The organism is Neobacillus sp. S1227, assembly GCF_055385255.1.
In genome coordinates this window covers 5,162,310-5,184,110 of sequence record NZ_AP038276.1, presented here as the reverse complement: position 1 = coordinate 5,184,110, position 21,801 = coordinate 5,162,310, and the positions used below count along the sequence as shown (strand labels likewise).

The following is a 21,801-nucleotide window of genomic DNA, read 5'->3' as shown; positions in this document are numbered from 1 at the left end:
ATGGCTGCCAATAAAGTGATAGCCGCCAATAAATTAATAGGATTTTAATAAAATGTAATTCTTCAAGGGGAGGAGAAAAATGTTTACAAACAGAAAATCAAGGGCGACCCGCATTCTAGCGGTCATCCTTGCGATTCTGCTGGTTGCTTATAACATACCAGCCAGCTCAATTATGACGGTGTTTGCCCAAACAACCGACACCGCAGATGCTGGGACTGACCAAAATGCAGCAGCAGATTCAACAACAACGACAACACCGACAAAGGAATCAGGGGAGCAAGCAACAACACAGGATTCAACTCCTCCAAGTGAAACATCGGGTTCAAGTGAAACCACTGTGCCTGGGGAGACGACTGATACCGCACCCCAAAGCCCAGTCGACCCGCCTGAAACAGCAAACTATCAAGTGAAAGTAAAAGTAACAGCGGGCGAGGGTACGATCAAAATCAATGAAGCGGAGTACACCGCCCCAGTTCAGGTGAAATCAGGTTCAGATGCTTCCATTGAAATCGTGCCTGCATCAAATTACGAAATTAAGTCGGTAAAAATCGCGGGGGCTGCACAGGAGGTAAACAACAACCAAAGCTACACCCACAAGATGTCAGCGATTATGGCCGATACCACCATCGAGGTTGAGTTTGTGTTAAAAACATACACCGTTACCTTCCAATACGACGCACTTAAAGGGACGGTAAAGGACGACGCAAACCAAACCATTACCTCTCTTGGCGGAACGGTCAATGTCCAGCATGGCAAGGACTCGTTTTTCACCGTGACTCCGTTGACTGGGTTTCATGTCAAAAGCATTCATTTAGATGGCGACGATCTCGACCTAGCTAAGGATGTTACGCCAATCCCGCCAGACAGCTATAAGTACACCTTCACAAATGTCACGGCCAATCATGACGTGAAGGTTGAGTTTGCCATCAACTCTTACACCGTTACGGCCAGTGTCAGCGGCGGCAATGGGGAAGTGATGCCCGATAAACCCACCGTCGAATATAATGGGACGGCTGTTGCAACGATGATCCCGGATGAGGACTACCGGGTATCCTCCATCAAGGTAAATGGAACGTCAGTCGACCTCGCTGCTGACGATAATTTTAAAGAAAACGAGGATGGGACTTATTCTTATACTGTAAAAAATATTATCCAACCGATAGCAATCGAAGTGACATACGAGAAAATCCCGACACTAGAAGGGACTTGGTCACAGTACGTTTCCATTACACCAACTGCCGGTTCATTAATCGACTCGTATAAAGAAGACGGCAAAGAAATCCGCGTCTATTCAAAGGATGCGGTGGTGAAGGTTGCACCAATTGGAAACTACAACCTTATCAACCTGCAAACCTCCGCCCGCTCAAGCAAAAAATGGGTAACGGAGTACACCATCAATAAATCCACTTCGATTATGGGCATGAAGGTGAAGATTGCTGGCTCGAAAAAGAGTGAGCAAAGCATTGACCTGCCTGGTAATGTAGTAATCGTATTTGATAACCAAGGCCCAGCGATAAAAGAGCCTGCTTTGGATGGAAAAGACAAAACGACGATTAATAACGTGCAATGGTTTAGTGACAGCGTGACGGTTTCCGGTGAAATCGATAATGTAGCCGAAAACTTCGATGGCGTCACCTACGCTGCTCCTATTGAAAAAGTTTTTTACAGCAAAGCAACAGATTTAGCGGACGCTGCGATTGAGGTCAAATACGATGTCAAAACCAACCGCTACTCTTTCGGTCCAGTCGAAAAAGGACAATACAAGATTTGGGCGGTTGACCAAGCAGGGAACCAATCAGCCGATAAACTGGTTAACATTAATATCGACCAGACAAACCCGACACTTGCTGACGGCAGAGCCGTAAAAGTGGAACAAATCAACGACGACACATTATCAGAGGTTTTAAACTTCCTTACATTTGGAATGTTTTTTAACAAAGGAATCAAGGTTACTGTGAATGCCAAGGATGGGGAATCTGGGGTTCAGAAGATTGCTTTGTATTCGAAGACTGTGAACTCCTCCGATAAAAAGAAGGTTCCATTGGTTTCAGAAAGCTTTAGCAAAGATACCCGTACAGCGCAGGCTGTGTTTATCCTTGATGACGAAAGCTTCGAAGGGACTTTTTCCGTTGAGGTAACTGACAATGTGAATAACACCCAAACCTATGATGTCAACAAGGATAACATCGAACCAGAAGGCAACGGACATTTCATGATTGACCGAAAGGCACCGACCGCGGAATTAACGGTTGCTTCAGAAAAAAATCCGTATGTGGTTGATGATACTGAATTTTACAGCGGTGATGCGAAATTAAATATCAAAGCCGAAGATCAGGAATCCGGCGTCAACAAGGTGACGATTAACCTAAATGACAAGAAATACAAAGAATATGATTTTTCTCAAGAAAAGACAGTAAATCCAGCGATTGATCCGATTGACACAAGCACGTTAGACAAGGAAAACCGCTTGTACGATTTTTCTGTAACAGTAAAGGATAATGCCGGCAATAAAGCTGATGCGGTACAGAAGAAGATTTATATCGATGAAAACGCACCAGTGCTTGCTGACGGAGAAGCGGTTACGTTCAACGTCATGAATGACAGTACGATTGCCAAGGTGTTAAACTACCTTAGCTTTGGAACTTTTTTTAATAAAAAAATAGAAGTGACAGTGAAGGTCAAGGATGACGCTTCCGGAATCAAGGCCCTAAAGCTAAATGCCGTTCCAGAGAACGCTGGGGAAGAGGCACCGGCGTTAACTCGGGAAAGCTTTGAAACCCAAGGCTTAACCGCAGAAGCCAGATACACACTCGATGTGGACAGTTTCAAAGGAACGTTCCAAGTCGAAGTCACGGACAATGTAAACAACAAGAACCAGACGCCATATCTGGTGAACTCGAGCAATTCCAATATTAGGGCAAAAGACAGCGGAGTATTCATGATCGAGAAATCGGCCCCTGCAGCTGCGATCAATATTACGCCTAAAGATGGCGTGTCAACCTATGTAGCCGATGATAAAAAAGAGTTTTACAACGGCGAAGTGATCTACGATGTCGATGTAAAGGACGCTGATTCAGGTGTGAATGCTGTAAACATTAATGTGAACGAACAGCCTATTGACGAGTATTACTTCCATGAAATGGATTCCATTCAGCATCGGCCAGATTTGGCTGCAACGGATACTGGCGATTCGCGAATTGTCAGGAACGAAGATGGTTCCTATCATATTGCTGTTGATACCGTTGATAATGCTGGAAATGCATCTCAGGTCGAAAAAACGATTTTCATAGACGAAACAAGCCCAATAATTACTGATTTTCATTTTTCGACAGATGACCGTCAGGAGGATGCAACCGAAAGTCTTCAAGAAGCTGTAGAGCTCACGGAATATGGCTTCTTCTTTAAAAAGCCGATTCAGGTGACTGTCAAAGCGGAGGATCCGGTGATTGGCTTTGAAGCGACGAGTGAAGTCAAATCGATGGTTCTTTATCTGCAAGATTACGAGAATGGCAAATTCTATGCGGTCCTTGCGGATGGATCGCTGAAGGAAATCGCGCCGACGGCTGTTGATAGCATTGCGGCGGTTCCGACAACCGGCGAGTTCAGTTTCAATATTCCGGCTGCCTTTAAGGGACAGATTTTTGCAAAAGCAACAGACCATGTCGATAACACCAGTGCTTTTGCCACACCGGACGGCACGGTCATTGAGGATGAAGCGCAGCACAGCAAAGAAGGGCATATTGACCTTGAAAAAGCTGACACAAGCTATCGCGACAATCAGGGTCTTGAGCTTTACCCGAACAATGTCCCAGTCAAACTGACTGTTACCGACACTTATTCAGGCTTGAATGATGTGGAATGGTCAGTTGCCGCACCGTATGATACGGCGAACAACCAAAGCGGCCGCCTCCAGATTAACAATGACGGTACGTTTGCGGACGGCAGCAATGTGGATGGCTGGCAGGTAACCAAGACAGATAAAAACCTTGTTACCGAGATGACAAAAACCATTACAGCAGCGCAAAACAGCAATGCGATTGTGCTAAAAGTGAAAATGACAGACCGGGCCGGCAATACGACGGAAAAAGATATGACGTTCAGTATCGACAAGACCGCGCCACAGATTAAAGTGACCTATGACAACAATTCGCCGGATGCGGATTACTCTGATTATTACAAAGCAGACCGGACGGCGACGATTGTGATTACCGAGCGGAACTTTAATCCGAAGGATGTTGAGCAACTGATTACCAATACGGATGGGGCTGTGCCATCAATGGTTGGCTGGAGTACTGCTGCTAATTCAGCAGACCCAGATAAGACGACCCATACGGCAACAGTGAAATTCTCTTCAGATGGCGATTATACCTTTGATATAAAGTATAAAGATAATGCCGGAAATGCAGCACCTGCTGTTCCGCAGCAAAAGTTTACGATCGATAAAACGGTTCCGGTGATTAAGGTTTCTTACAGCAACAATTCGGCGGCTAACGGAAATTATTATCGGGCTGGCCGGACAGCAACGATCTCAATTACTGAGCACAACTTTGATGCCGGACGCACAAGAGTGACGGGGACAGCCAGCGATAATGGCGCTGCAGCAGCATTTCCGAAGATGAGCGGCTGGAGTTCAAAAGGCGATGTTCACACCGCAACCATTCAATATTCAATGGATGGCAAGTACAGCTTTGACATTGATTTCACTGATATGGCTGGTAACGTGGCGGCCGATTATAAAGCGGAAGAGTTTATTGTCGACCAAACGGCACCTGAACTGACCATTACCGGCGTGCAGGATCAGTCGGCCAATAATGGCGACGTCATTCCGGTTGTAACCTATTCTGATACGAATTTTAATCAGAAGGCTGTAAGCATCAAGTTAACTGGTGCGAACCGCGGTCCAGCAGCGCTTGACGGCAGCTATGCAGATGGGGCGAACGGCCAGGTGTTTACGTTTAAAAACTTTGAAAAGAAAAAAGAAGTCGATGACCTGTATACGTTGACAGCAACACTTGTCGACTTTGCCGGAAATGAAACCTCCAAGACCATCCGTTTCTCTGTAAACCGTTTTGGTTCAGTGTATGTGTTTGATGATGCCTTGAAGGCGATTGACGGCAAGTATGTTAAGAAGGAAACAGATGTCATTGTGACAGAAACAAACGTTGACAGTTTGAAGCATGATAGTATTAAGGTGAAAATAACGAAGAACGGCACGCCTTCAGACCTGGCGGAAGGAAACGATTATACCGTCACTGAATCGGGCGGTGCCGGCAAGTGGAGCCAGTATAAATATGTGGTGAAAAAATCGCTGTTTGCCGGTGACGGAAAATATACGGTCGCGCTTTATTCAGAAGATGCTGCAGGCAACATTAATGAAAACATCGATGAAAAGAAGCAGGCCGAGATTGCCTTTGGAATCGACAAGACCGCTCCGGTCATCGTTCCGGTTGATATTGAGAGCGGCGAGCAATATCCGGTTGAGACGAAGGACGTTACTGTTTCTGTGAAAGATAACCTTGTTCTAAAAGGTGCCAAGATTTATTTAAATGGCAAAAAAGTGGAGCATAAGGCAGATGGAGAAAACTATACATTTGACATCCAAAGCGCAAACTCCAAGCAGAACGTAAGGATTATTGCTGTCGATGCAGCAGGAAACGAGTTTAGCAAAAAAGTTAGTGACATTCTTGTGTCTACCAATCCAATTGTCCGCTGGTATAACAATAAGACCCTGTTCATGGGATCGCTTGGCGGTGTCGGCGGTCTAGGAGCTGTGATTGTGGCATTAGTGCTTGCCCGGAAACGCAAGGCAACAGCCGAAGATACAGTCGAGAAAGCAGGATAGGAGGTCATAACGGCTATGTTTAAAGATACATCATTACTTGTGTTGATCATCGTGGCTGTCGGATTGGTTGTGAATATTATTACATTGATTGTAGTTATAGGGATTTTAAGAAGGTTTAAAAAGGAGGCGGCCAAACTGGATACAGGGCAAGCCGCCATAGCCGATGCCTTGGCGCAAAAGGAGCAGCATGAAGGGCAGTCAAAGCCCGCCGGGGCAGGCGTCGTATTTTGCCGCAGCTGCGGCAGCCCCTTCGACTCCCACAACGCTTCCTGCCCGCAATGCAACACACCGCGTGGCTACAGAAAAGAAGAAGGGACCTGATTCCCTATTTGATGACCTATGTTTAGGGGCTTGCCGGTTTGGCAAGCCTTATTTTTTGCTCAGTTGTTTCCTTTTGAGAAATTGCCCTTTATTTTGCCATTCGGGTTCAAAAAAACTTAGAAGATGGTAAAAATAGAGTTCCTATTTTTAAATAAACGGCGTTTCTCCTATAATGGAAATAGCAATATTTTTTACGGGAGGCAGGAAACTGATGCTAGCAGTCATAGAAAAATTAGAAAATAGCTACATTGCACAATTCGAGCGGCAATTTGATCACTCCGTTGGGGAGGTATGGTCCTTGTTAACGGACAACGAAAAATTAGCAAAGTGGTTTAACGAGCTTCGAGTTGGTGAGCTGCGTGAAGGCGGGTTTATGAAGTTCGATATGGGTGACGGTACCTTTGAGAAGATGGAAATCACGGACCTCAAAGATCAATCTGTATTGGAATTTACTTGGGGAAGCGACATGGCGGTGCGATTTGAACTTTCAACGGAAGCCCCTGGCTGCAAGCTGTTTTTGATAGAAAAGATAGAAAAACTCACCTCCCATACCCCGAAGGACCTGGCAGGCTGGCATGTATGCCTTGATGTGATCAAGGCCCTGATGGAGGGCGACGTAATTGAACGGATGGAAGAATGGAAAAAGTGGTATGAGGAATATAAACAAGCAGTTGAGAAAGTATCTCCAATTCAATAAAGACTGGAATCAGACATTAGGAAGGGGAACTTTATGCGGTATTTACTTTTATTAATCATAGCTGTGCCAGCAGCGGAAATTGGGTTTTTGCTTCTTTCAGGAAAAACAATCGGAGTCTGGCCTACCGTCCTGCTCATTATTTTAACCGGCGTGTTAGGAGCATACTTAGCCAAAAGAGAGGGACTACAAACCATCCGGAAGGCACAGGAGCAGCTTCGAATGGGACAAATCCCGGGGGAAGCAGTTTTGGATGGCATTTGTATCATGATCGGCGGAATCCTTCTGTTAACCCCGGGGTTCCTGAGTGACATATTCGGCTTCCTGCTCCTATTCCCTCCAACCCGAAAGCCGGTTAAATTTCTGATGATTAACGCACTAAGAAAACGAATAGAAAAAGGCAATATACGAATCATAAAATAGGCAAGGGGCTCGAAACCCTGCTTCTGCAAAAGTTTAATGCGGCAAAGCAGTGGGGGTGGGCCCCTGTTTTATTCGATAAAGGTATTCTAAAAAATAAAGGAGGTAAGCAGGATGTATTTATCAGGTAACACGATTTTAATAACCGGCGGTGCCTCTGGTATTGGTCTAGCGTTTGCGGAGCGGTTTTTGGCAAGAGGAAACGAAGTCATCATCGTCGGCCGGCGCCAGCAAAAGCTTGAAGAAGCGAAGGAAAAGCATCCTAAGCTACATATTTATGCTTGTGACGTTTCAAAAGTGGAGGACCGTAAAAAGCTTTCGGAATTGGTGACAAAGGAATTTCCTTCATTAAATATGCTGGTTAACAATGCCGGCATCCAGCAGCGGGTAAATCTCCTCAAACCGGATCAGGATTGGGACTATTACCAAAATGAAATCGCCATTAATGTCGAAGGGCCGATTCATCTATCGATGCTATTGATTCCGCATCTTAAGAAGCAGCAGGCGGCAGCCATTATCAATGTATCATCCGGGCTTGCGCTGATGCCGGGCGTGTGGGTCCCGATCTATAGTGCAACAAAAGCAGCCCTTCATTCCTTTACGGTTTCTTTAAGGCAGCAATTAGCAGAAACGAGCATAGAGGTGGTTGAAATTTTTCCTCCAGCAGTGAATACAGATTTAGGCGGGGCGGGCCTGCATACCTTTGGGGCACCTCTGGACGATTTTGCTGACACTATTTTCCGAGGTTTCGAAAATAACCGGCAAGAAATAGGCTATGGCGATACCGAGAATCGGCTAAAAGCCTCAAGAGAGGAAAATTTGCAAGGCAGCAAACGGGCCTGGGAAGGGTTTTTGAAAAATAACCCGGATTGGCGGGAGTAAAGCGCGTACCAAATTTTAGAATTGAAACAATTTCCCCACCGTGATAATCTTGTGATTATATGCAGATAAAAGGGTGAGGGGAAAAATGAATATAAAAGCTTTAATAATCGCTTTGTTTACAGTTATGATATGGGGATCTTCTTTTCCAGCTATTCGTGTTGTGTTGCATGAGGGCTACTCTGCAGGACACCTAATCCTCACACGCTATCTCATCGCTTCGGCCCTATTTGCCGTTTATGCACTGTGGCCAGGCGTTAAATTTCGTCTCCCTCAAAAAAGAGATTTACTGAGAATTGTGATACTGGGATTAATCGGAATCAGTGTTTATCATATTGGCGTTGCTTTCGGTGAAAAAACCGTAACCGCAGGGGTTGCGGGAATGCTGATTGCGTCAACGCCTATTTTTACTGCACTTCTTGCGGTGTTCGTGTTAAAAGAACGCATGGGATTGTTTGGCTGGATTGGCTTGGGATTAGGCTTCTTGGGCATTGGCACCATTGCATTGGAAACAGCCGGCCCGTCTTTTCATATTTCCAGCGGGGTGTTCCTATGCCTGATGGCCGCTTTAGGGACATCGGTCATGTTTGCTTTTCAAAAGCCTCTGTTGAAACGTTATTCATCGATCGAATTAACAGCTTACTTTACCTGGGTTGGAACGATTCCATTTTTTATTTACTTCCCTGGCTATCTTCAAGAGCTGCAGCACGCCTCACTGACAGCGCATTTATCGACGATTTATATTGGCATTTTCCCGACCGCAATTGGCTACGTAACATGGACGATCGCCATTTCATTGGGAAAATCCGGATCAGTCATGAGCATGCTTTATTTTGAACCAGTATTCTCCATCCTCATTGCGTGGGTCTGGATCCATGAACAGCCAAGCATCATTTCCGTCATTGGCGGCGCTATCGCCATCTCCGGCGTCATTGTCGTCAACACACTCGGATCTAAAAAACACAAACCAGCAATCGAACCAGTAAGCGTCCAGCCCCCGCTGTGATGCATGGGGGCGGTTCTCATGACTCACTATTTTGAGGCATAAGAACCGTACCTATGCATCATTTTTGTAAAACTTGATGGATTGATGGTACAATTGATGGTATAATGAGATTAACCTGTCGTATCGTGGAGAAAGGTAGATTACGATGAAACCATTGCAAAATGATAGTGTCATACCACTTTATCATCAGCTTAAGGAAAGACTAAAACAGTCCATTGATAGTGGTGACTGGAAGCCTGGGGATCAAATTCCATCCGAGCATCAATTAATGAATGATTATAACGTTAGTAGAAATACCGCAAAAAAGGCAATTGAGGAACTTGTTCAGGACGGGCTGCTTTATCGGATTCAGGGAAAAGGCACGTTTGTAGCGAAGCCGAAGCTGATGGAGCAGTCCTTAATGGGATTATACAGCTTCAGCAAGGGCTTTAAGGAAAAAGGGATGATTCCCAATGACATTGTGATTGATATCCGGGAAGTCAAACCAACCCCGGAGATCATGGAAGAATTACAGGTAACCGGCGATGAGCAGGTCATAGAAATGAAGCGCCTTCGCTGTGTCGATGATGACCCCTATATTCTGGAATCCTCCTTTATTCCCAAAAGAGTTGTACCCAATATTGAGCCATTGAAAAGGGTGGGGGAGACTTCCTTGTATGATCTGTTTGAGGCTGAATTTAACGTCGTTGTCAGCAGGGCAAGAGAGGCGTTTGAACCTGTATTAATCCGTCCAGATGAAAGCGAATACCTAAAGACAGAAGCCGGAAAACCAGCTCTATTATTAGAACGGACTGCTTTTGACGTGAGCGGGAAACCGGTGGAGTTTTGCCGTTCGATTGTGCGCGGCGATCGCTGCCGTTTCTATACAGAACTTACGTAAATTCATTTTTTCAAAAAGGCCTCACCAACTAAGAATCAGAAGTGAGGCTTTTTTAGAAAACAATTTTCAACTAGATTTTACTACAAAGGTTATTGACTTAAAATTACGAATGGTGCTATATTCGTATTAATTTAAAAAATTTAAGCAATTGCCGTTGTAAGATTTGGCTTCGAGGTGTTTTACTAGTGGTAAGATTAAAAGATATTGCGGAGTATGTAGGCGTTTCCATCTCTACGGTTTCGCGGGTCATTCAAAACGACCAAACACGAAATGTGAATCAGGAAACGAAAAACAAGATTTGGCAGGCAGTCAAGGAGTTAGGTTATACACCAAACCAGCATGCTCGTAATCTTGTTCACAACAAACAGCAGAAAAGCAATACACGAACGATGAAAATTGGCTGGGTGGCAAATCCAAAGCAAGCGGAAACCAACCCCTACTTTTCTGATATCTATACAGGGATTCGTGATACATTAACTAATAATGATTACACCCTAATTAGCATTACCAAGGATGAGCTTGAAAATGAAGCATTGCTTCTTAAGACAATCCATGACTTGGGAATTGAGGGACTGCTGCTCATCGACAGGATTGATGACAGCCTGATTGATTACATACAACAAACGATCCCAGTGGTCGGGTTGGACTTTTTTTATACCGATAAGAACATCGCCATCGTCGACTACAACCGGATTGATGCCATTAAAATGGTGGTTCGGTATTTAGTCAGCCAAGGACATCGTGACATTGGGTTTATTGGCGGTGGTTTGAATGAAACCTACGAGGATCTGCATGCAGAGTCAAGGTTTAAAGGTTTTCAAGCTGCCATGGACAAAGCGGGACTTGCCATCAGGCAGGAATGGATCCTCAACACGAAGTGGAAAATGGAAAACAGCTACGAGGAAATGAATCAGCTGATTCAAAACAACCCCGGCCATTTGCCAACCGCCATGGTTTGTGCCAGTGACATGATGGCAATTGCAGCCATGAGATCTGTGATCGAGAACCGGCTTAACATTCCGGAGGACATCGCTTTCTTTGGAGTCGATAATATCGAAATGGGGAAATATTCTTCACCGCCGCTTTCAACTGTTGATATCCCTAAATATGAAATGGGAAAAATGGCAGCGAAGACAATCATGGAAATGGTAGAGGAAAAAGTAACGCTTCCCATTAAGATGATTTTGCCTTTCCAATTGGTTATTCGTGAGTCATCTGCTATAAAACGGACCTAACCGGTTCCTTTTTTTAAAAGCTTTTGGAAAACGTTTGGATAAAAAACGGAAAATTTTCCAAGGAAACGAAATGAGAGGAGAAAAAGTATGAAGATAATGACAGCACTCCTGATTGGAGCAGGTGACAGAGGGGCAAGGGCTTATGCGCCGTATGCTTCGGCTTATCCGAATGAATTGAAGATTGTCGGTGTTGCAGAGCCGTGGGCCGAAAGAAGAGCAAAGGTGCAGGAGGCTCACCAGATTCCGACGGAAAATTGTTATGAATCGTGGGAAGAGGCACTGCAGAAAGACCAGCCGATTGCCGATATTGCCATCATCTGTACGCTCGACCGGGATCATTTCAAGGTAACCATGAGAGCATTGGAGCTGGGCTATCATGTTCTGTTGGAAAAACCAATGTCCCCGGATCCATTGGAATGTATTTTGATGGAACAGCAGGCGAAAAAATATAACCGGCAGCTGACAATCTGCCATGTCCTGAGATATACCGATTTCTGGTCCACGATTAAAAAGGTGATTGCAAGTGGAGATATTGGTGAAGTGGTCTCCCTGCAGTTAAATGAAAATGTCGAAGTCATGCATATGTCGCACAGTTTTGTCAGGGGGAACTGGAATAACAAAGAAAGATCCAGTCCAATGATTCTCCAGAAATCCTGCCATGACATGGATATTATTTCGTTTGTGATGGGCAAAGAGTGCAAACGTATAAGCTCCTATGGCTCGCTTATGCACTTTAAAGAAGAAAATGCCCCCGCCGGTGCGCCGCTCCGATGTTTGGATGGCTGCCCAGCCGAGCATGAGTGCCCATTCCATGCGGGAAGATACTATCTTGGCGAAGGAAAGGGCTGGGCCAAGAAATTCACCGAGGACCATACAAACGAAGGGATTATCAAAGCATTAAATGAAACTCCTTACGGAAAATGCGTGTACCGCTCCGACAATAATGTTGTGGACCATCAGGTAGTCAACATGGAATTTGCGGACGGTGCCACGGCCACCTTCAGCATGTGCGGCTTTACAAGAGAACAGACGCGGATTGTTCAGATTATGGGGACAAAAGGGGAAATCCGAGGAAATATGGAGGAAAATAAGATTTCCATCTTTGACTTTCTGACCAAGCAAGAAACCGTCATCCATTTTGACAGGCCTCTCGGCGGCCATGGCGGCGGTGATCAAGGAATCATGAGAACATTTCTACGGGAGATCCAGTTGGGCAGCCATGGGGATGGTGTTTCTTCCGCATCCGCTTCAGTTAGAAGTCACCTGATGGCATTTGCCGCTGAAGAATCCCGCTTGCATAAGGGCAAATCGATTAATATAGATGACTATTATCAAAGTTTACAAGAAACCAGTAAAGCTTTAAGTTGAAAAAGTTTGATTGTCACACCGCGTTTTCGTGGTGATACAATAATAAAAAAGTGAATGGATGTATTAAATTGTTTTGGAAAACGTTTGGATTAGGGGGTGACAATCGTTATTCAAAATGTGTTAAGAGATACCAAAATGAGTCAACATGAAGTTTTTATCATCTAGAAAACCCTTATATGAAAAAGCAGTATTGAATCAAAAACTACTAAACTATTTTTGAAAGAAGGGCAAAAGGATGAGAAGATGGCTAATCATGCTTCTAACAGTGGTTCTAGGGTTACTGGGGCTTGCGGGCTGCAGTGATAGTGACAAAGCTTCCAGTGATGCGAAAGACGGAAAGGTTGAAATAACCTATGGCATTTGGGATAAAAAACAACTTCCTGCCATTGAAGATATTATCAAATTATTTAACGAAAAATATCCAAACATCAAAGTGAAAACGGAGATTACTCCGTACGGGCAGTACTTTCAAAAGCTTGAAACAGCAGCAACCGGCGGCGCTTTGCCTGATGTTCTGTGGATGAACGGAGCACATGTTACTCAATATGCAGAGGGTAAAGTAATCCTTCCATTAAGCGATATGGCAAAAAAAGATAACTATAGTCTAGATAATTATCCGAAGTCATTAATCGACCTTTATACAGTTGACGGAAAAGTTTACGGAATTCCAAAAGACTACGATACAATCGGTTTTTGGTACAATAAAAAGATTTTTGACGATGCCGGTGTAGCGTATCCTGATGAAACCTGGGACTGGAATAAATTAAAAGATGTGGCGAAACAGCTGACAAACAAAGATAATGGGGTTTGGGGTTTTGCTTCTACGATTGCCAACCAAGAAGGCTACTATAATTTCATTTGGCAGAATGGCGGCTATGTCATTTCCAAGGATGGCAAAAAGGCTGGATTTGATGATCCAAAAACAGTTGATGCCCTTAAATTCTATACAAGTTTCATCAAAGAAGGCTTGTCACCGACACAAGCCCAAATGACGGAGACGGCAGCTTCTGAACTATTCTCTTCAGGAAAAGTAGCGATGATGCTGGATGGCCCATGGATGGTACCGGAATATAAGAAGAACCCTGATCTAAATGTAACTGTTCTCCCAAAAGGAGAAACCCGCGCGACAGCGATTCATGGATTGTCCAATGTGATTGCGGCCAATACGAAGCATAAGGACGCGGCATGGAAGTTTGTCCAGTTCCTGGGTTCTAAGGAAGCTGCAGAGATCTATGCGAAAACGGGAACGGTCATTCCAGCATTTAACGGTGCGCAGGATACGTGGGTACAATCTGTTCCAAGCCTTAACCTACAAGCGTTTATTGATGCTAGTGAATACTCTGTGCCGCTGCCAAATGCGAAAAGCACGGGAGAAATCTGGCAATACGAGGTTGATATCCTGAAAAAAGCATGGAGCCAAGAAGAAAGCATTGAAGCTGCCGCGAAAGAATTAACGAAGAAAGCAAACGAGGCTTTATCCAAGTAGTTAATAAAAGAAGAGGAGAATCGATTTCTTCTCTTCCATTTCCTTAAAGGGAGGGAAAAGTGTGAAAGAAATTCCTCTTCAGACCGAAGTCAAGCCAGTAAAAAAATTAAAGGCTGCAAGCCTTGCAAAGACTAGAAAGCGTTCCGATTATTTTTGGGCCTATCTGATGATAGCCCCAACGATGCTGGGGCTTGCTATTTTTTACCTGTGGCCTATTATCCAGAATTTTTATTTTAGTTTTACTGAATGGGGCTCTTTTGGCCAGTATGAGTGGACAGGGCTCGACAACTACAAGCGGATGCTCGAGGATACCACGCTCCTGCAATCATTTAAAAACACGAGCATCTATATAATCTTTACTGTTCCGATTGGAATCTTCCTATCTATTATTATAGCCGTTCTGTTAAACCAAAATATTAAGGGGAAATCGGTTTATCGGACGTTGTATTTTTTACCCGTGATTACCATGCCGGCAGCTATCGCGATGGTTTGGAAATGGCTGTATAACGCGGATTACGGGCTTCTCAACTATCTATTATCATTAATCGGAATCAAAGGGCCGCAATGGGTCACCGATCCGGATATTGCCTTATATTCGGTCATTGCTGTCGCGATTTGGAGCGGGATTGGCTATAACATGGTCATTTTCCTTTCCGGATTACAAGGGATTCCGAAAATGTACTATGAAGCAGCTGAAATCGATGGTGCCGGCCCGATCACGGTATTCTTTAAAATCACGCTGCCGCTGCTCTCACCGGTTATTTTCTTTGTGACCATCATGTCTCTTATCGGCGCGTTCCAGGTGTTTGACCTGATTTTCATGATGATTGGAAAAGGAAGTACGGCACTGGAGAGTACGCAGTCAATTGTTTATCTGTTCTACCAGCATGCCTTCGTATTGAACGACAAAGGCTATGCGGCCGCCATTGCGGTGCTATTATTGATTGTCATCCTGATTATTACCGCGATTCAAATGGTGTTACAGAAAAAGTGGGTTCATTATGATTAAAGGAAGTGGTACCATTGCAAAGAACAAAACAGCTTGTTACAAGTAAAACATTCATTATCCATTTCATCCTGATTGTCGGAGCGGTGGCAATGGTATTGCCTTTCTTATGGATGATTCTCACCTCGCTTAAAACGTACCAAGAGTCCATTCATGTTCCTCCCGTTTTCATTCCTGAGGAGTTCCAATGGGGGAACTACAAAGAAGTGTTTGGGCTTCTGCCTTTTTTCAAATTTATGTATAACACGGTCATCATCACACTGCTTCGGACTGTCGGCCAGCTGTTCTTGTGTTCGCTCGCAGCCTATGCATTTGCCCGCATTGAATTTCCCGGCAGAAATGTCCTGTTTTTACTGGCGCTGACCGTGCTGATGGTACCTGGTCAGGTGTTTTTGCTGCCGCAATATATGATTATGGTAAAGCTGGGCTGGCTGAACACCCTGTCGGCTGTTGTTGTGCCAGGATTGTTTAGCGCTTTCGGAACCTTCCTGCTGCGCCAATTCTTTATGGGGCTGCCAAAGGAATTGGAGGAGGCGGCAAGGCTTGATGGCTGCAACCACTTCCAAATCTATTGGAAAATTATGCTCCCGCTCGCCAAACCAGGATTAATAGCATTGGGGATTTTCACGACGCTTTGGAGCTGGAACGAGTTGATGTGGCCAATGATTGTCAACAGCTCGCCGGAATCGATGACATTGTCAGTCGGCTTATCCTCCCTGCAAGGTCAATATTTAACCAATTATCCTATTCTCATGGCTGGTTCTTTTTTAGCCATCTTGCCAATGCTGATCCTGTTTATTTTCCTGCAAAGGCAGTTCATTGAAGGAATTGCCGTTACCGGTGGAAAATAAGAAATTGCTTGGAATCGGTCAGGAAGTTTTTTATCTGTTGGGTTGACCCTACAAGTAAGCGTGTTATAATAAAATTATGAAAATAATGAACTCATAGCCTCAATGTCTATGAGTTTTTCTTTAAGTTAACTTGTACCAACAACCCATCTTTACATAAATTTTTTTACAGTCGAGGTGCTAATTATGAAAAAAGCCATTGGGCTTGATATCGGAGGAACCAAGATTGCGGCGGGCATCATATCAGAAACGGGTGAATTGCTGAAGCGCGCCGAAGTGAAAAGTGATCCTTCGGATAGAGAGAAGATGTTTACCAGAGTCGTAGAAGCAGTTAAGCAGGTTCTTAGCGATTCGTCCTTTTCTATTCCTGACATGGCAGGAATTGGTGTAGGTGTCCCAGGCAAGGTGGACAGGGAGAATGGTGTTGCTGTTTTTCAAAATAACCTGCCATGGGTTGAGTTTCCAATCACGGCCCGCCTGCGTGAGCATTTTGGCATCGAGCGGGTTGAAATCGACAATGATGTCTATACAGCAGCCTTTGCCGAGTGGAAGGCTGCCGGTGGAAACAGAGAGGAAACCTTCGTTTATGTAACGATTAGCACGGGCATCTCCTGTGCCATCATCCATCAGGGTTCCTTTTTCAGAGGGGCGGGGTTTGCTGGTGAGCTTGGATTAATTCCGGTTCGAACAGGGGCAGGGAGTCCTGTATTGGAGAGACTGGAATTAGCGGCTGCGGGCCCGGCGATTGCAAAACTGGCTGAAATGGTGCTGGCCGAGCCCCTATCAACTAAAGATGTTTTTGAACGCTATCAAGCAGGAGTGCCTGAGTATCAGCAGATTATCGAGGAAGTGGCGGCCAACTGGGCTCAAGGTTTATACTCGATTTCCAGTTTGCTGGACCCGCACCAAATGGTATTTGGCGGCAGCGTGATCGCAAACAATCCTTTTTTACTTGAAATTATTAAAGAGAAACTAAAAGCCTATCAAATTCCAGAGCAGCAGTATGTACTAAACCGGATGTCCGTCAGCACCATCAAGCAGGATAACGGCATCGTCGGCGCGGGGCTCAGAGTATTTGAAGAAATTTAATAATATATAGGGAGTGTCGAGAATGTTTACGTTAAGTATGGAAAAATTAAAGCCGTTAGGGGCTGAGATTACAACAGCGGAAATTAAGCAGCAACCGGAATTATGGGCCGAAACGTTTGCCCTTTATAGTCAGAAAAAGGGGAAAATCCAGGCATTTTTGCAGAAGATAACGGAAAAGCACGAGCGGGTTCGGGTCATTTTTACAGGTGCTGGAACTTCTGCCTATGTCGGCGACACGGTTACTCCATATTTAAAAGGAAAAGTCGATGAAAGACAGTGGGACATCCAGAGTGTTCCAACGACGGCGATTGTCTCCAACCCTTATCAATTTTTGAAAGCCGATATCCCGACTTTGCTGGTTTCTTTTGCGAGAAGCGGTAACAGTCCGGAAAGTGTGGCGGCCGTTGAGCTTGCACAGCAAATCGTCACGAATCTCTATCAAATTACGATTACCTGCTCAAAGGAAGGGCAGCTGGCAAAGAGGGCACATGACGATGACGAGAATCTTCTATTATTAATGCCAGAGAAATCCAATGACCAGGGATTTGCGATGACGGGAAGCTATACCTGTATGGCGCTAACCGCACTGCTTATATTTGATACATTGTCAGATGAAGAAAAAGGACAGATTGTTAAAACCGTCCGCACAATGGGGGAAAGTGTCATCAACAGAGAAGCAGAAATCTCTGAAATGGCGGCAATTGATTTTGATCGAATTATTTATCTTGGATCTGGCGGGTTTGAGGGCTTAGCACGAGAAGCTCAATTGAAAATCCTCGAATTAACGGCTGGAAAAATTGCTACTGCTTTTGATTCATCACTTGGATTCCGTCATGGCCCGAAATCTTTTGTGAATGAAAAGGCAGCGGTATTTGGTTTTGTTTCCAATCAGCCTTATACCAGGAAGTACGATTTAGATATGTTAAACGAATTGAAACAGGATCAGGTGGCAAGCCTCATTTGTGCCATCTCTGTTGACGGGGATTGCAATTATTCCGGTGACACTTTCTTATTTGACTGTGAGGCTGGCACTGGCACTGTACCGGATGCTTACCTGTCACTGCCGTTTGTGATGGTAGGGCAGACAATCGCCCTGCTATCTTCCATAAAAGTAGGGAATACACCGGATACCCCATCGCCGACCGGAACGGTTAACCGGGTGGTTAAAGGAGTAACAATTCACGAATATAAAAATTAACAAGGATGTTGTCAGCATCCAGTTTTCATAGAGGTGCAGGTATGGAGCTATTTATTTATGCAGATCAGTTTTTTCTTGAGGACGGGGTGGCAGGCCCTGGTTATCTGGAAATTAAAGAGGGGAAATTTTCCTATTATTATCATGAACTGCCGAATCCGTCTGCGACAGTCATCGATTATTCCGGCTATTGGATTGCTCCGGGTTTAGTTGATACGCATATTCACGGCTTCCAAAACCATGATGTCATGGACAATGACCCAGAGGGGTTAAGGGCGGTTTCTGAAGGGCTGCTCTCGTGTGGTGTCACCTCGTTTTTGCCAACGACACTGACCTCTTCTACGGAGGCATTAAACGATGTAGTCACCATGATTGGCGAGCATTATTCAAGCGTTCAGGGAGCAAAGATCAAAGGAATCTTTTTAGAAGGTCCATTTTTTACAGAAAAACATAAAGGTGCGCAAAACACTAAATATTTCTGTGACCCTTCAGTTGAAAAGCTGGAAGCCTGGCAGGCCAAATCGAATCGCTTCATTAAAAAAATTGCGCTTGCACCTGAACGGAATGGGGCACTGGAATTTATTGAGCATGCCGTGAAGGACCAGGTGACAGTGGCGTTAGCCCATAGTGATGCTCTCTATGAAGAAGCAAAACTGGCGGTTGAAAAAGGCGCATCGATCTTTGTCCATACCTTTAATGGCATGAGCGGCCTGCATCATCGTGAGCCTGGGATGGCAGGTGCTGCAATGAATCTGCCAGAAGTGTTTGCGGAAATTATATGTGACGGTCACCATGTCCATCCTGCTGCCGCCAATATTTTAATGAATGCGCGGGGCAGGAAGGAAACGGTTCTGATAACCGATTGCATGATGGCTGGCGGCATGCCTGACGGGCACTATCAACTCGGTGAATTTCCGGTCGAGGTGAAGAATGGTGCTGCCCGTTTGGAAGGTGGAAGCTTGGCCGGCAGTATTTTGCAATTAATTAATGCTGTTAAAAATGTAGTCGATTGGGGGATTGCCACCCCGGAGGAAGCCATCTATATGGCAAGCACCGCACCTGCGAAAAGCATCCAACTGGACGAGGAATGCGGCAAAATCGCCAATGGTCTTTCAGCCGATTTTATTGTGCTGACACCAGAAGTGGAGCTTGTAGCAACCTACCTTGACGGTGTTTGCCGGTACAACACAGAAACCTGTACGCAGAAAGAGGGAGTTCGATGATTTTAACGGTCACAATGAACCCATCTGTTGATATTTCCTATCCAATCCAAGATTTCAAGATTGATGATGTAAACCGGGTTGAAGCCGCCAGCAAAACAGCAGGCGGCAAGGGCTTAAATGTGGCCCGCGTCATCAAGCAGCTTGGCGAGGACGTGCTGGCGACAGGCGTCCTCGGCGGAACGATTGGCGGCTACATTGTTCAAGAATTGACGAAAGCCGAGATTGAAAACAATTTTTTAAACATAAACCAAGAATCAAGAAACTGCATCGCGATTCTTCATGACGGCAAGCAGACGGAAATTTTGGAATCGGGCCCGACCTTGACCGCGGAAGATGGGTCTGCTTTTCTAGCAAAATACGAAAACCTGCTGTCCAGTGTTTCCTTAGTGACCATTTCGGGCAGTTTACCGAAAGGTCTGCCTTCTAGCTTTTACCGGCAAATGGTCGAGATGGGCCGTGACAAGGGGATTCCAGTCATTGTGGATACATCAGGGGAGGCGCTTCATCAGGTTTTGTTACATAAAATAAAGCCATTTGCCATTAAGCCAAATATCACTGAGCTATCGCAGCTACTTGGCAGGGAAGTGGAGCAAAGCATTAGCAGCTTGTCGCAGGCGTTAGAAGATCAAATGTTTCAAGGGATCGAGTGGATTGTCGTATCCATGGGCAGAGCAGGTGCCTTTGTTAAGCATGGTTCGGACTATTTTCAGGTGACGATCCCTCCGATTGATGTAGTCAATCCGGTCGGCTCCGGTGATGCAACCGTAGCCGGGCTTGCAGTCGCTTTGAACCACAAGCAGCCCGTCCCGGTTGTGCTAAAAACGGCAATGACCACGGGAATGTTAAATACGATGGAAGCAGCCACAGGATATATTAATACCGGTAACTTCAGCCGAATTTTCGAATTGGTCCAAGTGAAAAAAATAGATTACTAGAGGTGAATGTCTATGTTAAAGCTCACGAAAAATAAATTGGAAGCCCTTAAACGTTTGTCAGATGAAAATGGAATCATTGGTGCATTGGCGATTGACCAGCGCGGTTCCTTGAAGAAAATGATTGCCTCCGGCAGCAAGAGTCCAGTTGGCGATGAGGGCATCGTCCGCTTTAAACAATTAGTCTCCGAAGAACTGACACCCTATGCAACTTCGATTCTATTAGATCCGGAATATGGGCTTCCTGCCGCACGGGTCCGTCATCCGGAAGCTGGTTTACTAGTGGCCTATGAAAAAACAGGCTATGATGCTACTGCGGTTGGCCGTTTGCCTGATTTATTGACTGAATGGTCGGTACGCCGCTTGAAGGAGGCCGGCGCCGATGCAGTAAAATTCCTGCTGTATTACGATGTGGATGAAGATGAAAAAATTAATGAATATAAGCATGTGTATATGGAGCGTGTCGGCTCTGAATGTGCGGCAGAGGATATTCCTTTTTTCCTTGAGATTGTCACATACGATGCTAAAAACGATGATGCGAAAAGTTTGGAGTACGCAAAAGTGAAACCGCATAAAGTCATTGATGCGATGCGGGAGTTTTCAAAGCCGCAGTACCAGGTGGACGTTTTGAAGGTAGAAGTTCCTATTGATATGAACTTTGTGGAAGGGTACACGGACGGGGAAGTCGCTTATTCAAAGGAAGAGGCTGCCCGCTATTTCAAAGAGCAAAGCGAAGCAACTGACCTTCCGTTTATCTTCTTAAGCGCTGGCGTAAGTGCACAATTGTTCCAGGAGACATTGAAATTTGCCAAGAAATCCGGCTCCACCTTTAACGGTGTATTATGCGGCCGCGCCACCTGGAAGAACGGAGTTGCTCCATTTGCTGAACAAGGTGAAGAGGCAGGCCGTGCCTGGCTCCAGGGCACCGGCAGTAGAAATATCCAAGAATTGAACGCAGTCTTAAAAGAAACGGCTAGCTCTTGGTTTGAAAAGACCGCTCTAGGAATCTATCGCTAGTTAAAAATTCATAATACTCCATACTCTTAAAGCCGGGTTTGTCATTGAATTCCGGCTTTTTGTCTATGGTTTGGCAAGTTAACCACAAACTTTACTATATACAGACGTTGATCATGGTCAAATCATCCAATCGTTCATGAAAAGCACCCTGAGTTTTTTTACCACACCCCCCTTTGACTTTTTGCGAGTGCTTTCAATGTAAATTAAATTACCATCATCATAGATTGAAATTTATTCGAAATTTTTAAAAGAGTATAAAATAGTAAATTCTACCCGTTTTTCTTTAGGGTAAATTCTGTTAACTTTTTGAAAAGGCGGCTCTTTCAGGAAAATATTACTGTTCGCTACCGTAATTACATT

Annotated in this window: 17 protein-coding genes; all 17 read left to right on the top strand. The window is 44.9% G+C overall.

The genetic code is table 11. The features are described 5' to 3' along the window. Window positions 1-79 precede the first annotated feature (79 nt). Window positions 80-5,842, top strand: a complete 5,763-nt coding sequence (locus ACZ5AE_RS25940; RefSeq protein ID WP_464567412.1) for a hypothetical protein — start codon at window positions 80-82, stop codon at window positions 5,840-5,842. Window positions 5,843-5,857: 15 nt separating this feature from the next. Then, complete coding sequence (locus ACZ5AE_RS25935) at window positions 5,858-6,163, top strand: hypothetical protein (protein WP_464567410.1); 306 nt, start codon at window positions 5,858-5,860, stop codon at window positions 6,161-6,163. A gap of 211 nt (window positions 6,164-6,374) precedes the next feature. Continuing rightward, window positions 6,375-6,860, top strand: coding sequence for an SRPBCC family protein (locus ACZ5AE_RS25930; protein WP_464567408.1), 486 nt, complete (start codon window positions 6,375-6,377; stop codon window positions 6,858-6,860). Between the two features lie 33 nt (window positions 6,861-6,893). After that, complete coding sequence (locus ACZ5AE_RS25925; RefSeq protein ID WP_464567406.1) at window positions 6,894-7,280, top strand: FxsA family protein; 387 nt, start codon at window positions 6,894-6,896, stop codon at window positions 7,278-7,280. Window positions 7,281-7,391: 111 nt separating this feature from the next. After that, the gene (locus ACZ5AE_RS25920; protein ID WP_464567404.1) at window positions 7,392-8,159 is read left to right on the top strand and encodes an SDR family oxidoreductase; all 768 of its coding nucleotides are present in this window, start codon (window positions 7,392-7,394) and stop codon (window positions 8,157-8,159) included. A gap of 85 nt (window positions 8,160-8,244) precedes the next feature. Then, complete coding sequence (locus tag ACZ5AE_RS25915; protein WP_464567402.1) at window positions 8,245-9,162, top strand: DMT family transporter; 918 nt, start codon at window positions 8,245-8,247, stop codon at window positions 9,160-9,162. Window positions 9,163-9,307: 145 nt separating this feature from the next. Beyond that, entirely contained in the window at window positions 9,308-10,042 is a 735-nt protein-coding gene (locus ACZ5AE_RS25910) for a GntR family transcriptional regulator (RefSeq protein ID WP_464567400.1), read from the top strand. Window positions 10,043-10,227: 185 nt separating this feature from the next. Continuing rightward, window positions 10,228-11,277, top strand: coding sequence for a LacI family DNA-binding transcriptional regulator (locus ACZ5AE_RS25905; RefSeq protein ID WP_464567398.1), 1,050 nt, complete (start codon window positions 10,228-10,230; stop codon window positions 11,275-11,277). A gap of 87 nt (window positions 11,278-11,364) precedes the next feature. Further along, window positions 11,365-12,645: a Gfo/Idh/MocA family protein gene (locus tag ACZ5AE_RS25900; RefSeq protein ID WP_464567396.1), complete on the top strand. Its 1,281-nt coding sequence runs from the start codon at window positions 11,365-11,367 to the stop codon at window positions 12,643-12,645. 235 nt (window positions 12,646-12,880) lie between these two features. Next, window positions 12,881-14,131, top strand: a complete 1,251-nt coding sequence (locus ACZ5AE_RS25895; RefSeq protein WP_464567394.1) for an ABC transporter substrate-binding protein — start codon at window positions 12,881-12,883, stop codon at window positions 14,129-14,131. Between the two features lie 70 nt (window positions 14,132-14,201). Then, window positions 14,202-15,140 (top strand): carbohydrate ABC transporter permease, encoded by a 939-nt coding sequence (locus tag ACZ5AE_RS25890; RefSeq protein ID WP_464573737.1) that lies wholly within the window; start codon window positions 14,202-14,204, stop codon window positions 15,138-15,140. An 89-nt stretch (window positions 15,141-15,229) separates the two neighbouring features. After that, the gene (locus ACZ5AE_RS25885; RefSeq protein WP_249366652.1) at window positions 15,230-15,988 is read left to right on the top strand and encodes a carbohydrate ABC transporter permease; all 759 of its coding nucleotides are present in this window, start codon (window positions 15,230-15,232) and stop codon (window positions 15,986-15,988) included. Between the two features lie 183 nt (window positions 15,989-16,171). Beyond that, window positions 16,172-17,074, top strand: coding sequence for an ROK family protein (locus ACZ5AE_RS25880; RefSeq protein WP_464567392.1), 903 nt, complete (start codon window positions 16,172-16,174; stop codon window positions 17,072-17,074). Between the two features lie 22 nt (window positions 17,075-17,096). Then, window positions 17,097-18,272 carry an SIS domain-containing protein gene (locus ACZ5AE_RS25875; RefSeq protein ID WP_464567390.1) on the top strand — a complete coding sequence of 392 codons (1,176 nt, stop codon included), beginning with the start codon at window positions 17,097-17,099 and terminating at the stop codon, window positions 18,270-18,272. Between the two features lie 41 nt (window positions 18,273-18,313). After that, window positions 18,314-19,492 carry an N-acetylglucosamine-6-phosphate deacetylase gene (gene nagA, locus ACZ5AE_RS25870; protein WP_464567388.1) on the top strand — a complete coding sequence of 393 codons (1,179 nt, stop codon included), beginning with the start codon at window positions 18,314-18,316 and terminating at the stop codon, window positions 19,490-19,492. Then, window positions 19,489-20,427 carry a tagatose-6-phosphate kinase gene (lacC, locus tag ACZ5AE_RS25865; RefSeq protein ID WP_464567386.1) on the top strand — a complete coding sequence of 313 codons (939 nt, stop codon included), beginning with the start codon at window positions 19,489-19,491 and terminating at the stop codon, window positions 20,425-20,427. Before nagA ends, lacC begins: the two co-directional genes overlap by 4 nt. A 12-nt stretch (window positions 20,428-20,439) precedes the next feature. Continuing rightward, window positions 20,440-21,441, top strand: a complete 1,002-nt coding sequence (gene lacD / locus ACZ5AE_RS25860) for a tagatose-bisphosphate aldolase (RefSeq protein WP_464567384.1) — start codon at window positions 20,440-20,442, stop codon at window positions 21,439-21,441. Window positions 21,442-21,801 lie beyond the last annotated feature (360 nt).

Coding starts and splice junctions, on each gene's coding strand:
- lacC (WP_464567386.1), top strand. CDS start 19,489: ATGATTTTAACGGTCACAATGAACCCATCTGTTGATATTTCCTATCCA.
- ACZ5AE_RS25885 (WP_249366652.1), top strand. CDS start 15,230: ATGGTATTGCCTTTCTTATGGATGATTCTCACCTCGCTTAAAACGTAC.
- ACZ5AE_RS25900 (WP_464567396.1), top strand. CDS start 11,365: ATGAAGATAATGACAGCACTCCTGATTGGAGCAGGTGACAGAGGGGCA.
- ACZ5AE_RS25875 (WP_464567390.1), top strand. CDS start 17,097: ATGTTTACGTTAAGTATGGAAAAATTAAAGCCGTTAGGGGCTGAGATT.
- ACZ5AE_RS25935 (WP_464567410.1), top strand. CDS start 5,858: ATGTTTAAAGATACATCATTACTTGTGTTGATCATCGTGGCTGTCGGA.
- ACZ5AE_RS25895 (WP_464567394.1), top strand. CDS start 12,881: ATGAGAAGATGGCTAATCATGCTTCTAACAGTGGTTCTAGGGTTACTG.
- ACZ5AE_RS25940 (WP_464567412.1), top strand. CDS start 80: ATGTTTACAAACAGAAAATCAAGGGCGACCCGCATTCTAGCGGTCATC.
- ACZ5AE_RS25880 (WP_464567392.1), top strand. CDS start 16,172: ATGAAAAAAGCCATTGGGCTTGATATCGGAGGAACCAAGATTGCGGCG.
- ACZ5AE_RS25930 (WP_464567408.1), top strand. CDS start 6,375: ATGCTAGCAGTCATAGAAAAATTAGAAAATAGCTACATTGCACAATTC.
- lacD (WP_464567384.1), top strand. CDS start 20,440: ATGTTAAAGCTCACGAAAAATAAATTGGAAGCCCTTAAACGTTTGTCA.
- nagA (WP_464567388.1), top strand. CDS start 18,314: ATGGAGCTATTTATTTATGCAGATCAGTTTTTTCTTGAGGACGGGGTG.
- ACZ5AE_RS25920 (WP_464567404.1), top strand. CDS start 7,392: ATGTATTTATCAGGTAACACGATTTTAATAACCGGCGGTGCCTCTGGT.
- ACZ5AE_RS25910 (WP_464567400.1), top strand. CDS start 9,308: ATGAAACCATTGCAAAATGATAGTGTCATACCACTTTATCATCAGCTT.
- ACZ5AE_RS25915 (WP_464567402.1), top strand. CDS start 8,245: ATGAATATAAAAGCTTTAATAATCGCTTTGTTTACAGTTATGATATGG.
- ACZ5AE_RS25925 (WP_464567406.1), top strand. CDS start 6,894: ATGCGGTATTTACTTTTATTAATCATAGCTGTGCCAGCAGCGGAAATT.